The organism is Pontibacillus salicampi, assembly GCF_042434395.1.
Taxonomy (GTDB): Bacteria; Bacillota; Bacilli; order Bacillales; family BH030062; genus Pontibacillus; species Pontibacillus salicampi.
The window spans coordinates 382861-398089 of the sequence record NZ_JBHLTP010000011.1 but is presented as its reverse complement, the minus strand read 5'-3'; the positions used below and the strand labels follow the sequence as shown (position 1 = coordinate 398089).

The 15229-nt window shown below is 41.4% G+C and carries 12 protein-coding genes; 11 read left to right on the top strand and 1 reads right to left on the bottom strand.

What is annotated here, in order from left to right; translation table 11 throughout:
* Positions 1-8: 8 nt before the first annotated feature.
* Positions 9-647, bottom strand: coding sequence for a YesL family protein (locus ACFFGV_RS14080; RefSeq protein WP_377348982.1), 639 nt, complete (start codon positions 645-647; stop codon positions 9-11).
* 386 nt (positions 648-1033) lie between these two features.
* On the opposite strand from ACFFGV_RS14080, the gene ACFFGV_RS14075 reads away from it, so the two are divergent.
* The 11 genes from ACFFGV_RS14075 to ACFFGV_RS14025 all read left to right on the top strand — a co-directional run bounded on the left by ACFFGV_RS14075 (position 1034) and on the right by ACFFGV_RS14025 (position 15209).
* Positions 1034-2281, top strand: coding sequence for a sugar ABC transporter substrate-binding protein (locus ACFFGV_RS14075; RefSeq protein ID WP_377348979.1), 1248 nt, complete (start codon positions 1034-1036; stop codon positions 2279-2281).
* A 126-nt stretch (positions 2282-2407) separates the two neighbouring features.
* A complete protein-coding gene (locus ACFFGV_RS14070; RefSeq protein ID WP_377349319.1) occupies positions 2408-3298 on the top strand; it encodes a carbohydrate ABC transporter permease in 891 nt (296 codons plus the stop codon).
* A 15-nt stretch (positions 3299-3313) separates the two neighbouring features.
* Positions 3314-4123, top strand: coding sequence for a carbohydrate ABC transporter permease (locus ACFFGV_RS14065; protein WP_377348976.1), 810 nt, complete (start codon positions 3314-3316; stop codon positions 4121-4123).
* A 29-nt stretch (positions 4124-4152) separates the two neighbouring features.
* A complete protein-coding gene (locus tag ACFFGV_RS14060; RefSeq protein ID WP_377348974.1) occupies positions 4153-5151 on the top strand; it encodes a zinc-dependent alcohol dehydrogenase in 999 nt (332 codons plus the stop codon).
* A 23-nt stretch (positions 5152-5174) separates the two neighbouring features.
* Positions 5175-6227, top strand: a complete 1053-nt coding sequence (locus tag ACFFGV_RS14055) for a Gfo/Idh/MocA family protein (protein WP_377348971.1) — start codon at positions 5175-5177, stop codon at positions 6225-6227.
* On the top strand, positions 6224-7789 hold the full coding sequence (locus ACFFGV_RS14050; protein ID WP_377348968.1) for an FAD-dependent oxidoreductase: 1566 nt from the start codon (positions 6224-6226) through the stop codon (positions 7787-7789). Before ACFFGV_RS14055 ends, ACFFGV_RS14050 begins: the two co-directional genes overlap by 4 nt.
* Positions 7790-7791: 2 nt before the next feature.
* The gene (locus ACFFGV_RS14045) at positions 7792-8637 is read left to right on the top strand and encodes a sugar phosphate isomerase/epimerase family protein (RefSeq protein WP_377348965.1); all 846 of its coding nucleotides are present in this window, start codon (positions 7792-7794) and stop codon (positions 8635-8637) included.
* 10 nt (positions 8638-8647) lie between these two features.
* Positions 8648-9802: an N-acetylglucosamine-6-phosphate deacetylase gene (gene nagA, locus ACFFGV_RS14040; RefSeq protein WP_377348963.1), complete on the top strand. Its 1155-nt coding sequence runs from the start codon at positions 8648-8650 to the stop codon at positions 9800-9802.
* A gap of 26 nt (positions 9803-9828) precedes the next feature.
* Complete coding sequence (locus ACFFGV_RS14035; RefSeq protein ID WP_377349316.1) at positions 9829-12843, top strand: FIMAH domain-containing protein; 3015 nt, start codon at positions 9829-9831, stop codon at positions 12841-12843.
* A gap of 14 nt (positions 12844-12857) precedes the next feature.
* Positions 12858-14453: an FAD-dependent oxidoreductase gene (locus ACFFGV_RS14030; RefSeq protein ID WP_377348960.1), complete on the top strand. Its 1596-nt coding sequence runs from the start codon at positions 12858-12860 to the stop codon at positions 14451-14453.
* Positions 14454-14813: 360 nt separating this feature from the next.
* Positions 14814-15209 (top strand): (deoxy)nucleoside triphosphate pyrophosphohydrolase, encoded by a 396-nt coding sequence (locus ACFFGV_RS14025; RefSeq protein WP_377348958.1) that lies wholly within the window; start codon positions 14814-14816, stop codon positions 15207-15209.
* Positions 15210-15229: the final 20 nt, after the last annotated feature.

Here is a 15229-nt window from a genome sequence, read left to right as displayed (position 1 = left end):
TTCTTATATTAATTGTAGTTTTGTTCAGGTTGCTGGCTCTTTCTCCTCTCTACTTTGTTAAATGCTCTTATGCCCAACCATGTATAGGTGAGCGCGATACCGCTTCCTAAGAATAAGGGGAGGAGACCTGGTATGAACAAAATGAGTATAGAAAAAAGCACAGTAGCACCAAGCATTAAAAATGATTCCATTGGGCTAGTTATCCCAATTAGGAATGACTGCTTGATATATGTGTATAACTTATGATCGAACGTTACGTAGACAGGAAATAGAAATAGCATTGTGACAATATAGGCGACAAGTAAGATATAAAGAAGAGGTGTAAGCAAATAAACGACCACACCTTCCTGTCTGCCGATAAAGAGAAAATCAATATAGAGAATTCCCCCGGCAATCAGAAGAAAAAGTCCAAGTGCATTCGATTTCCAGAATTCCTGGACATATGTCTTCCGGAAGGTTTGGAATATCATTAACGTTCTGTCTCTTTGCACCCATTTTCTTATCACAGTGAACATAGCCGCAGTTGCTGGCATCAAGCCAAGCAGAATCAGCCCAAATAAGGTGAAAGCAATCCACAGCACATTGATGTAAATTAGTTTTAACATTGCCATTGCAATATCATTAATTTTTTTCCATCCATCTCCCATATACCTCTCACCTCTAATAACCTATTATTTCCATTCATTATAGAGAGGCTTATTCAGGATGTCAAAAAGACAAAGTAAGATAATAAAATTTTTCATATGGGAATTAAAGACACTTTAAAGACTTGTCTGGAGTTAGAAGACAACCTACAATAGTAGGAAATAGTAGAAATTTTCTAAAAATTATATCTTATATAGTTCCTTCTATCCAATCCTGTAGGATAACGCTTGGTATATAAATGGAGAAATAAACATTTATTTTATGTTGGTACCGCTTACAAAAGGCTGCGTAGGTGTGTTTCCATAAACCTGTTTAGAAAGGGGATTTCATTATCATCAAATAATGATGACCTTAGGAACAACACAATTTAATTTGAGGGGGATGTCATGTGAAGAAAAGGTTAGGCTTTCTGTTTGTATTCCTTGTGTTTGGGTTGGTGATGGCAGCATGTAGTTCAGATGATGCAACATCTTCTAACACGGAAGACATTGGTGGAGAAATTACAGTATGGGCCCACCCGTTTACTGGGGAAGGGGATGAGGAGAAGGAAATGTGGAACGACGTCATCTCTAATTTTGAAGAAGAGCATGATGTGACAGTCAATTTCGAGCAAATTCCATGGAGTAACCGAGATCAAAAGATATTAACAGCATTAGCTTCAGGGGATGGCCCGGATGTATTCTATGCGATTCCGGACCAAATGCCGCAATATGCGGATGAAGGTCTGTTATTAGAATTGGATCCATATACAGAGGACTTGGATATGGATGACTTCGTAGATACTTCTCTCGTGTCAACAACTTGGCAGGATACTCTTTATGGTCTTCCAATTCTGCAAGAGGCCTACACGCTTTTCTATAACAACGATATCTTAAAAGAAATTGGAGCAGATCCGGAGAATCTTCCGGAAACATGGAGTGATTTTGAAGAGTGGGCCAAGATGGCTAAGGAGAACAATGTGTATGCATTGAGCTATCCAGGTGGTGGTTCAATGAACGGCACCTTCTATCCATGGTTATGGCAGAACGGAGGTAAAGTCGTTACCCAAGATGGGGAAGTGAAGATCAATAATGAAGCGGGAGTAGAGACATTCCAATTCATTAACAAAATGTATGAAAATGGATGGATTCCAGAGGATTCTATTACTGCCCAGGAGCATAATTCTCTATGGAACGGCGGGAAGATTATGGCCATTCTAGGGTCTGGTATTACACTAAGTAATTTAAAAGCAAAAGGAGAAATTGATTTCTCCATTGGACCACCGTTGAAGAAGAGCGAACAGGTGACGTACGGAACGACGGGTATGTTCGTTGCTTCAAAGAAGAGCGATAATCCTGCTACTGCTGCAGAATTTATCAAGGCTATTACGAATACCGAAAACCAGAAAAAGTTTAATACAGTTACGCAATATATTCCAACTAGAGAATCAGCGAAAGGTATCTTTGATGACCAGGAGCACTTAAAGCAGCTATCCACCTATACGCAATATGCCCTTCCAGGTGTGATACACCCACAAGGTCGAGCTATTATGCCGTTACTTCAAGCAGAGGTGCAAACAATGATGGAAGGAAAGAAATCACCGGAAGAAGCAGCGGATGCAGCGGCTAAGGCCATGGAGCAGAAACTAAAAGAGTAATAAACCTTTAGAGTGAAGAGCTTATCTTGTATAGGCTCTTCCTTATTACATAAGAAGAGGAGGGTGGATATGGAAATCTCTAGGGGGAAGCGGGCGGCACCTATTCCACCAAAAAAGCGCTTATCAATGAAGCATAAAATAAAGAGGCAATGGGACAAGAACGCTATGGTTTATATCTTTCTCATTCCTGCTTTGATTCACTTTGCGATTTTTCAAGTCTATCCATTTCTATATAGCTTTGTGTTGACCTTTATGGATTGGAAGATCATTGGGGATTTAGAGTTTGTTGGCTTTGCTAACTGGAAGAAGCTCCTAAGTGATAACCTTGCCTGGAAGTCATTGTGGAATACAGTGCTATTCTCCATCTATTATATTATTCCAACGATGGCCCTTGGATTAATACTAGCGTTAATCATTAATTCTGGGGTGAAAGGAGCGAAGTTCTTCAAGGCTATTTTCTTCTTACCTGTTGTGACCTCCTTCGTTATTGTTGCTGGGATTTGGGGATGGCTGTTTCGTGGGACGGAATCAGGACTCGTAAATTCCCTTCTCGTGAAGATAGGTCTCGATCCGCAGCTGTTTTTAGCTGATTCTACGCAGGCATTAATCGTACTAGCTGGTTTGAGTATTTTTAAGGTAAGTGGAAGTACGATGATTTATTATTTTGCAGGGCTTCAATCGATCCCTAAGCAACTATATGAAGCCGCGAAGATAGATGGGGCATCCAGAGTAAAGATATTCTGGATGATTACGTTTCCTTTGTTAAAGCCAATCCACTTTTATGTAGCCATCATTACAACAATCGGTTCGTTTCAAATCTTTGACTCGACTTTCCTACTAACAGGAGGAGGTCCTAACTTTTCCACGACAACGATTGTGTATTACTTATATGAACAAGGCTTTACGAATCTTGATTTAAGCTATGCTGCGGTGCTTTCTTATGTGCTGTTTGCAATTATCCTAGCTATTTCCTTAATTCAGAGGAAGTATCTTGGGAAGGAAACTAATTATTTTTAGAAAGGAGGTCTAGTCATGGTGTTGAAAAGAGTGGTGTCTTATACGTCCTTGCTCATTCTCGGTTTAGCATTCCTGCTCCCTTTTGTCATTATGACAATGGGTTCATTAAAGGAAATTCAATATGCCTTGTTAGATCCTCTTTTCTGGATTCCGGAGAACCCTACTATAGTCAACTATAAGGATATTTTTGCTGATGGAATATTTATGCGATGGATTTTCAATTCCATTGTCATTACGATTGTGCCTGTTTTTAGTCAAATGATTTTCTGTGCCATTTTAGGTTACATCTTTGCTAAGAAGCAATTCCTGGGTAGGGACGTCATTTTCTGGGTTTTAATGGGAGTCATTATGATTCCGCAGCAGCTATTGATTATCCCAAAATACATTATGTTCTCTGACTTTGGTTGGATAAACACATATTGGTCGTTAATTGTACCAGAAATATGGGGGATTATGGGCGTGTTTCTGATTAAGCAATTCCTCCAGAACATCCCAAATGACTTAGAAGAGGCTGCACGTATTGATGGAGCAAATGATATTCAAATTTTCTTTAAGGTTATTCTGCCATTATCTGTCCCCGTTGTTGCAACGGTAGGAACATTCTCGTTCATATCTAACTGGAACGATTTATTCCAACCCCTTATTTATATGACAAAGGAAGAGATGTTTCCGGTGACGGTTGGTCTTGCTTCCTTACTCGGTAAAGAAGGGAATTTCGGAATTGAGATGGCTGGCTCGACTTTATCATTTATACCGACCTTCTTGATTTTCCTATTCTTTCAACGTTATTTCACAGAAGGAATCCAGATGTCTGGCTTAAAATAAATGTAACGATAGTGAAAGGTGGGTGACGGATGAGAAAGATTATTGCAACCAATCAATCGGTCCAGTTAAAGGAGGTACCTAAACCGGAAATAAAACCGAACTATATTCTGGTCCGGACAGTGTGTTCAGCCATTTCACCTGGGACGGAAGGAACCATTATTAACAATAGTACAGGCAAGGAAATTCCACTAGGTTATAGTGCAATGGGAAGGGTCGAAGCCTGTGGGGACGGAATGGAAGGAGTTCGGGAAGGGGATATGGTGGCATGTTATGGAGCTCCTTATGTCCAGCATGCCGAATATATGCTTGTGCCTAAAACACTGTTCGCTAAGGTTCCTGATCAAGTCCCAGTACATGAGGCTGCCATAGCCGGTTTAGGAGCGATAGCCATACATGCTCTAAGAAAAGCCTCCTTACAATTTGGGGAAACGGTTGTCATAGCGGGGCTAGGCGTGCTTGGTCAACTTATTGCAAGAATAGCAGATGCAGCAGCGTATCAGGTGATTGGCTATGATATTCAAGCCCCCCGTGTTGAGATGGTCCAAGAAGGGACTTCCATTGTTGCATTTTCAGATAAGAATGAAATGGAGGAGGAGTTAAAGCAACGTACGAACCATTACGGGGCGGATGCTGTATTGCTTTGTGCTGGTGGCAAACATTCTCCTCTAACTTCTCACGGGTTGGAGTGGGTTCGGGACAAAGGAAAGGTGGTCATCGTAGGGGATATCGAACCCCATTTCCCACGACATCTTCTATTCCAAAAGGAGGCAGAGATTCATATCTCAAGAGCAGGTGGACCTGGCCGCTACGATAAGGTATATGAACAGCAGGCGATCGATTATCCTTATGGTTTTATCAGATGGACGGAAGGGCGGAATATAGAAGCATATATCAGACTTATCGAGAATAAACGGATTGATGTTAGCAACCTAACAAAAGATGGAGTAGACTTCGAGAGCTCACCAAATGCATACAAGGATTTAAGGGAAGAGAGGGCGAGTATGCTGACGAAAATGATTTACTATTAATCTCCGGAAGGATGGAAGCTTATATGTTGAAGGTAGGATTAATTGGAGTGGGGTCGATTTCCCAGTTCCATATTGAAGCGTTTCAGGCTAATACGAAAGCAGAGCTTACTGCATTCTGCGACCAGAATGAACAGCGATTAACAGAGAAAGGGAAACAACACGACGTTACACAACTCTATACGGCCTATGAAGACCTTTTGAAGATTAAGGAGATTGATGCGGTAAGTATATGTACCTGGAATGACACACATGCCAAGATAGCTATTGCTGCACTTGATGCTGGTAAGCATGTCTTGGTAGAAAAGCCCCTAAGTATATCGGTTGAAGAGGCTATGGCTGTTAAGAAAGCGGAGGAACGTTCTGGGAAGGTCGTTCAGGTAGGTTTTGTTCGAAGGTTTAGTAACAATGGGAAACTGTTAAAGAAATTCATCGATCAAGGCGAATTAGGAGATATCTATTACGCAAAAACGACATGCCTTCGAAAGCTTGGCAATCCTGGTGGCTGGTTTAGCGACAAGTCTCGTTCCGGTGGAGGTCCACTTCTTGATCTTGGCGTTCATATGATTGATATTTGCTGGTATATGATGGGGAAGCCTCGTCCTGTAAGTGTAAGTGGAAATACATATAACAAGCTAGGGAACCGCAGCAACATCGAAAACCTATCGTTTTATCAGGCTGCCGATTATGATCCTGCTTTGAATGATGTAGAGGATTTAGCCAATGCGATGATTCGTTTCGAGAACGGAGCATCCCTACTCGTCGATGTGAGCTTCACCTTACATGCGAAGGAAAATGAGCTGTACGTGAAGCTCTATGGAGATAAAGGGGGAGCGGAATTTGAACCGGAACTAGCTATCATAGGAGAGAAGCATAATACAATCCTTAACATCACCCCGCAAATTGATTCCCTGCAATTTGATATGCATAGCTCGTTTCATAACGAGATAAATGATTTCGTGGATTGCTGTGTAGATGGGAGAGAAACTATTGCTCCTGTACAGGATGGCATAGAAATTATGAAGATGTTAAACGCGGTGTATGAATCAGCTGATAAAGGGAAGGAAGTACAGCTGTGAGTAGCTCCTATACGAAAGATGTCATTATTGTAGGAGGTGGACTTGGAGGATGTGCTGCAGCACTTGCTGCGTGTGAGAAAGGCTTGACGGTTCGCATGATAGAAGAAACTAATTGGCTTGGTGGGCAGGTGACTGCACAAGGAGTGCCACCTGATGAGCACCCTTGGATTGAACAATTTGGGTCAACAAAGCGCTATCGTGAATATCGGTGGAAGGTACGCCAATTCTACCTCAACAGGATGCCTATTATGGAAGGAAATAATAATAGTTTCAACCCAGGTAATGCATTAGTGAGTTCTATCTGTCATGATCCTAGGGTGACAGTTCATGTGCTTCGAGACTGGCTTATTCCTTATATCATAACCAATCAGCTAACGATTCACTATTGCACTTCCGTTCGTAGTGTACGTCGAAAGGGAGATGCTATAGAATCGATTACCATAATACCTTCGGGTCAGACCTATACAGCTCCTTATTTTATTGACGCTTCTGAGACAGGGGAGTTGCTTCCTTTAGCAGATATTGATTATGTAACGGGTGCTGAGTCACAAGCTCAAACAAGCGAGCCCCATGCGTTAGAGATACCAGATCCCTTGGATATTCAAGCATTTACTTATGTCTTAGCGATGGAATATCGGGAAGAAGAGAATCATGTTATTGATAAACCAGCTATGTATGATTTCTGGAGGTCTTTCCAACCTGACATATGGCCAGACAAACTGTTAAGCTTTCATGCTCCTCATCCAGTTACGAAAGAAAAGAGAACCTACGCTTTGTTTAAGCAAGATAATTCTTTTCCATTATGGGAGTATCGCAGGATGTTCAATAACCGCCTATATAATACACCAATGAAAGCTTTGGACATCACACTCATGAATTGGCCTCAAAACGATTATTTCTTAGGAAATATTTTTGATGTATCAGAACGAGAGAAGAAAAAGCATCTTTATCAGGCGAAGCAGCTCAGTCTCTCTTTATTGTATTGGTTGCAAACAGAAGCTCCTACACCGAAAGGGTCGAAGGGATACCCAGGCCTCAAGCTTCGTCCTGATGTGTTCGAGACAGATGATGGGCTAGCGAAAAGCCCTTATATACGTGAATCACGAAGGATTAAGGCTCAATATACCATTACAGAAATGGATGTATCTCCTGATGTTCAAGAGGGGAGGATAGGGAAACAATATCGGGATACGGTTGGCATCGGATCCTATAGTATCGATCTGCACCCTAGTATGACGGGACGGACTTATCTGGATGTGGAAGCTTTGCCTTATCATCTTCCACTAGGAGCGCTATTACCGAAAGAGGTAAATAATCTGTTAGCAGGCTGTAAGAACATTGGAACTACTCATATCACGAATGGATGCTATCGATTACATCCAACGGAATGGAATATCGGCGAGGTATGTGGAGAACTAGTGGCATTTTGTATCCAACATGGGAAGATGCCGAAGGAGGTTCGAAACGATAGTACATTATTGCATTCCTTCCAACGAGTATTACGTGAGGCAGGTGTAGAGCTTGAATGGCCAGTGGATAAAATGGAATCACAAGGAGGATGAATATGAAAGTAAGTGTGAGTATGTATAGCTTGGCATCCACAGTGAAGCAAGAGAACTGGTCTGTTACAGATTTCATCCAGTATGCAAAGTCGATTCCAGTCGATGGAGTAGAGCTGCTAGATGTGTATTGGAAGAGGAGAGAAAATAAGGACCAGGAATTAGCAGAAGTGAAGGCAGAGTTAGTGAAGCAAGGGCTCCCCGTTTGCGCTTATGATGTCACTAATAATTTCGTCAAAGCTTCTGCTGAAGAACGAGCTCAAGAAGTGGAGAAGGTGAAAGATGGTATTCGTGTAGCGGTGGAATTAAATTGTCCTGTTGTCCGAACCTTCTGTGGTGATTTAAATGGAGCAATAACCTATGAGGATGGACAGAGGTGGATTGTAGAAGGGCTAAAGGAATGTGCCGCTTTGGCAGAAAAGGAGCATGTATATCTAGCAATCGAGAATCATGGGCTGTTAGCTGGTAAGAGTGGACAAGTCAAAGAGATTATTAGCAAGGTAGATAACCCATACGTACAAGCTACTTTTGATACGGGAAACTTCCTGCTTGTACATGAATCGCCAATGGATGCTTTTAATCAATTAAAAGATAAAATCATCCATGTTCATTTCAAAGATTTTCGTGAAAAAACGGCAGAGGACCGGCATAAAGGCTTTACCTCTATCCAAGGAACAGAATTATTGGGAACTATCCCCGGTGATGGGGAAGTTGATCTTGCCTACATTATGAATGGATTAAAGGAGATGGGGTATAACGGATGGCTCAGTATGGAATACGAGGGATTGGATGATGCGAAAGAGGCGAATGAAGAAGCGGTTCGGCGATTAAGGCAGTACATACAGGAGTGAGCATTGACCTATGTTTTATTTACAAGGTGACGTCCTGACAGATGGACAATTAATTCGTAATCAAGTGATTGAAATTGAGAATGAAATGATTACATACATCGGAGATACGATTAGAAATAAGGGAGTAGACGTGATTACTGTGGAAAATGGCTATATTTGTCCTGGCCTCGTGGATATCCATATTCATGGTATAGATGGGGTGGATTTTATGGACAAAGGTCGAGATACATGGGAGACCATTACAGAACACCTGCCCCGATATGGTGTGACTGCTTGTTTAGCTACGTCCCGCACTGCACCTTTACCAGATATTCAGGATTTCTTAGATAGAGCAACTGCATTTACAAAGAAGGACCATCACGGGACAAGGTTAATCGGTGTCCACGTCGAAGGTCCTTGGATAAGTAAAAGCTACTGCGGGGCACAAGATACATCTTTAATACGTTCCTTAACATGGCAAGACGTAAAGGAGGTATTGTCGCCTTATTTTTCGCTCATTTCGAAATTAACCATTGCCCCTGAAGAAGTTCAGGACCCCACTATCCTATCCTATCTTCATTCCCAATCAATCATCCTTTCTGCAGGTCATACGAATGCAACTCTTGAACAGATGGAGGAGGCTATTGAGAGTGGAATCAGCCAAATCACCCATACCTTTAATGCTATGAGCCCTATCCATCATCGTACACCAGGTACCGCAGCCGCAGCCCTTTACTTTGACCTTCTCCTTTGTGAGGTCATTGCCGATGGTGTTCACCTTCATCCCGCCATCATTCAGCTATTGTATAAGATAAAAGGGGCAGAAGGTATCGCCCTCATTTCAGACTGTACAGGATATAATCACCTCACCGAAGGAGAATATGTTTATCGAGGAAGGGAGCTCATTCGAAGGGGGGGAGAAGTTCGGCTAAAGAATGGGTCTCTCGCAGGTAGTGCGATTACGCTAGTAGAGGCCGTTTCTTATGTAGTAAAGCATTGTGGGATTCCGATTGAAGAAGCAATTAGGATGGCAACGGAAATACCAGCTCGTGCAACAGGAACTACTATGAAGATTGGACGTGTTCAACCTAATTATCGAGCAGATTTTGTAGTGTTAACGGAGGATCTAGAAGTTAATACAACCTGGATTGGTGGTTTGCAAGTTTATAACGTATCAGGTAACTAATTTTATTACTGGGGAGGAATCGTGTGATGTCGAAGCTATTGGCTGGGCTCTTGTCCAGTTTAGTTGGATTCGTTTGTTGTATTGTCCTAGCTGTTCCTGTTCATGGGGAAGAGGAAATAACTCTTGAAAATAGTGGATTTGAGAAGGAACCGTCCTCTGAGAAGGACATACCAGCTTGGGATTATTGGAGTGGAGGGTATAAAGAAGGAGCTACCATATCTCGGGAAGAAGTTTATGAGGGTAATCGTAGTTTAAAGATTGACAATAAAGGAGTACTCGGACTTTTTAGTCAAGAGGTAGGTGTTACCCCAGGAAACCACTATACACTCACAGCCCAGTTGTTTGTGAAAGAAATTAGTGGAAATCCTGGAATATGGCTTCGATGGACGAATGAGGAAGGCACGATTATTAAGAATGATGCGAAATACTTTGAAAATGTGGCACTTCATGAATGGCAAGAAGTATTGGTTGAAGCGGATGCTCCTCCTAACGCAACAGGACTAAAAGTATTAATCTACCAAACTAGTAATACGACTATGACAGGATACTATGATGATTTAATGCTGGTAGAAGAAGCTTCTGACCCGTTAGAGCTTCCATTTGAATTTGGAGAACCGATTAACAAAGGTCCTGCAGCTCTTGCTGCAAAAACACAAGGTGCAGCAATTGGCGACGGAGAATTATACTATGCAACTAATGGATCCCCAGCAACGTTCTATGCAACAGATGAAGAAACCGGAGAAGTGATTTATTCAGAGGATCTACCTGGCAGCGATGTTGTCTGGGGGATGACTGTAGCATCAGATGGAAATGTGTATTTTTCAGGTACCTATAACGGCTATTTATATCGGTATGTTACAGGAGAGCAACGGGTTGAGAAGATAGGGGTGAATCCTTCTGATGATTGGGTATGGGAGCTTGAGGCCACAGAAGATGGCAAGGTGTACGGAGCGACCTATCCAAATGCTAAAGTATTTGAATACGATATTGCATCCGATTCCTTTTCTGATCTCGGTTCCTTTAGTAAGGAGCAACAATATGCCAGGGGATTAGGTGTCACTGAGCAGCATTTATATGTAGGGATTGGTACTGAAGCTTATCTTTACCAAATGGATAGAGATACCGGTGAAACAAAAGAAATAGAACTACCAATCACAGGAATTGGAAGCTCTGTTTCAAACATATGGGAGTACGGAGAGAAATTATTTGTCGCTTATGGTACTTCCTTATTAATCATGGATGTTTCGACAGGAGAAGTAATCAAGCAAATCCCTTGGAGTGATAAGGATGCTTTTGATGGATTAATCTCACCACCCTCTCCATACGATGAAAATATCGTGTACTTTGTTACGAAAAACGGGAGAGAATTACGTACATTTAATTTACAAACCAATGAGATAGCAACCGTAGATGATAGCCTGGCAAAGCTTCCTGCCTCCCGTTCAAAAGCTATGGAATGGACGAAAGCAAAGGATGGTACTAATGTCCTTTCTATCATTCATCAACAAATTGAATATTCGGTGTATAATCCTAAAACGAAGGAAGTTACGGTAAGTTATCCAGATGTGGATATGCAAGGACTAATCACGCAATCACTAGAAATAAGTCCTGACAATGATATCTATTTAAGCGGCTATCAAGGCTCCATCGCACGTTACGATACGCATTCAGAAGCATATGTACTACAGGAAAGAGATCCTCATCAAATAGAAGGTATGGGCTTCTTGAATGGGAAGGTGTATATGGGAGCGTATGGTGGAGCACGAATTTATGAATATGATCCAGAAAAGGATTACCAATTTACAGGAGAAAAGAACGGAAATCCTAAGCTAGTTCATGACATTCAAGATGCACAAAGCCGTCCATTCACTTTCACGTCTGGCGAGGACAAGCTGTTTATAGGGACCATAGCGGATTATGGTGAATTGGGAGGAGCTTTTACCATTTATAATTCCAAGCAAGACACTTGGGAGACAAAACGCAACATCATAAAAGATCAGAGTATCATTGGGCTAGCCTATCATGAGGGAACGGTCTTTGGAGGCTCCACTATAGCTGGTGGATTAGGAATATCCCCAACGGCCAAGGAAGCCAAAATGTTCGCTTATCAAGTAGAGTCAGGGGAGTATGATACGTTTAACATAAAGCTAGAAGGACTAGAAACTCCAGAGATGATTGGTGAACTATCCATAGGGCCAGATAATCTATTATGGGGAGTTGCTTGGGGATTTAATACAGAAGGTAAAGAGCAATCAGTCCTTTTTGCTATGAACCCAACCACAAAGGAAATTCTTAAGAGTACACTCCTCTATGAAGGGGTACATCGTGGCAGCCAATGGAGACCATTTTATATCCGATGGGATGACAATGGACTCCTATACACTACAGCTGCCCGTAAGCTGACGGTGGTAGATCCAGAAACCATGAGACATACACAGCTTATAGGAGATGATATTAACTTAATGGATTTGGATGAGGAAGGGAATATATATTATGCTAAAGGATCTGATTTATACAAACTTCCAGTACTAATGGATAAGGTGTCGATTACGATAGACCAGCCATCTCTTACACAAGGTGAGAAAATACAGCCAAACGTTATAGTTACTCTTTCCAATGGTAAGGAAGCAAGTTTCCCACAAAACCAAATAGAATGGTCTAGTTCTTCACTAGATATAGCATCAATAGAAGAAGGTAGCATCCATGCTCATAATGCAGGAAGCACGACGATTCAAGCCAGCGTTACGTACAACAATCAATCTATAACGTCCAATGAATTGGAAATAACTGTCCAGGTAACAACACAATCATTATCCAACCAATTAGACGATATGAAAGATGAAGGAAGCTTACCTCATTCTCTTTTTAAGAAATTAAATAACCGATTACGTCAGGCCGAGCACCATTTTCAAAAGGGACGTACACAACAAGCTACCCATCAAGTCGAAAAATTCAAGGAGCATATTCATAAAAGCGACATTTCAGAAGAGACTAAACAAATTCTTTTACAAAACGCGAATGCTTTAGTAGACACTTGGTAGGAGGGATGAACGGGATGAGTTTAGAAAATCTGTTTTATTATCGCTCCTTACCAAAGAGAATAGAATCTCAAGTTATCGAAAAAAACATCATTATTTACGGAGCCACACCAGCAGGGATTACTGCAGCCGTCCAAGCTAAGAGATTGGGGCAAAGTGTAGCCATTGCAGCAGTTGGAGGACATATTGGCGGTATGACTACAAGTGGGCTAGGGGCAACAGATTTAGGAGCAAAAGAAGCGGTTGGGGGGCTGGCAAAGGAATTCTACCAAGGAATAGCATACTATTATTCTAAACAAGAACAGTATACATTCGAGCCAAAAGCTGCCACTCATATGTTGAAGAAATGGCTAAATGAAATGGAGATTCCGGTTTATTTTTATCAGTACCTTGAGGAAGTTGTGAAAGAAAATTCAGATATACAGGAAATTTACATGCAAGATGGAAATCGCTATATAGCTGATATATTTGTAGATGCCACCTATGAAGGAGACCTTCTTGCAAAAGCGGGGGTCTCCTATACAGTTGGAAGAGAAGCAAACTCTATATATCAAGAGCTGTATAACGGAATTCAATTTGGCAGCCCTCATCATAAATTCGAGAAATGGATAGATCCATATGTAGTGGAAGGGGTGCCAGAAAGCGGTGTACTACCTGGTATTACGGAGAAGGACCCTCGTCTTCTTGGATATAATGGCCAGGGTGACAAACGAATTCAAGCTTATACTTTTCGGGTGTGCTTAACGAATGAACCAGTAAATCGAGAGCCAATACCAAAACCTATCCATTATGACGCTAATCAATATGCATTGCTACTGCGCTATATTCAAGAGGGCTTTTGGGACGCAATGAACCTTCATACGAAGATACCAAACGGCAAGTCTGATTTGAACAATCACGGAGCCTTTTCCACGGACAATATTGGTATGAACTATGATTGGCCAGAAGGAGACTATGCTACACGGGAACGAATATTCCAAGAGCATGTTACCTACACTATGGGATTATTATATTTTTTATCCAATGACAAGCGCGTACCATTATCTATAAGACGAGAGGTATCTAATTGGGGATTGCCAAAGGACGAATTTATAGATACAGGGCATTGGCCACCCCAATTATATATAAGGGAAGGCAGAAGAATGGTATCCGATTATGTAATGACAGATCATAACTGTCTGCATTACTCCAAAGTAGATGACTCCATTGGACTAGCTTCCTATCATATGGATTCCCACCATTGTCGGAGAGTAATAATGGATGGAAGATGTGTGAACGAGGGAGATGTTGAAATCCCTATCTCTCCATACCCGATTTCTTACCGTTCTATTAGACCAAAGAGGAAGGATTGCACCAATCTACTCGTTCCGGTATGTCTATCTAGCTCTCACATTGCCTATGGTTCTATTAGAATGGAACCAGTCTTTATGATACTTGGCCAATCAACTGGGGTTGCTGCAGCGTTAGCGGTGAAGCATCAAACGAATGTACAGGACATTTCCTATCAAGAGTTAAAAGAAACACTTCTGTCGTATGGTCAAATTCTAGAGTGGGATGAAGAGATAGAGGATGATCCAATCGCAAGGATGGAAGGGACGTTCGGGAAAGATTGATAAGAAAATGTATGTATCTAGCGGTATTAGTATAAGACACCCATTATTGAACAAGAGGGTGTCTTTTCTTTTTTCATGTTTTTTAGCACCACATCATGCTTTAACCTTAACTGTATCCTGGATATTATAGTACACCTAATTCCTATAGACGGTCTGCCACATACCCCAAACTTAGACGGGTCTATAAGATTGTAGAATATAATTCAAGTCTAGTGTGATAGTCATAAGGGAGAGTCAGCTAGTACTTCTGGTTAGAAAATCAAGAAAATGAACGCTTATAAGTGACCTCTCTACTACACCTAAATGCTGTATTCTGTTACCTTATAGGAGAGATATTAAAATTAAAAGGGGGAAGCAATTATGAAGAAAAACATATATGTAGTTGGAGCAGTAATTATTGAAAATGAAAAAGTATTATGCGCTCAACGAGGGACAGAAAAGTCATTACCTTTAAAATGGGAGTTCCCTGGAGGGAAAATTGAAAGTGGAGAAACGGCTCACGAAGCTTTGCGCCGGGAGATAGATGAAGAAATGGAATGCTCCATACAAATTGGTGAGCAGTTGGATTATACCGTTTATGAATATGATTTTGGTATTGTCCATTTAACTACATATTATTGTGAATTACTAGAAGGTGAACCTAAATTAACAGAGCATGTCGCCTTTGAATGGTTACCAACTAACGAACTTACGAAATTAAATTGGGCTCCTGCTGATCTTCCAGCAATTGATAAACTTTCTAGGGTGAAGCTATAATTATTAGTGTATGAAAAAGC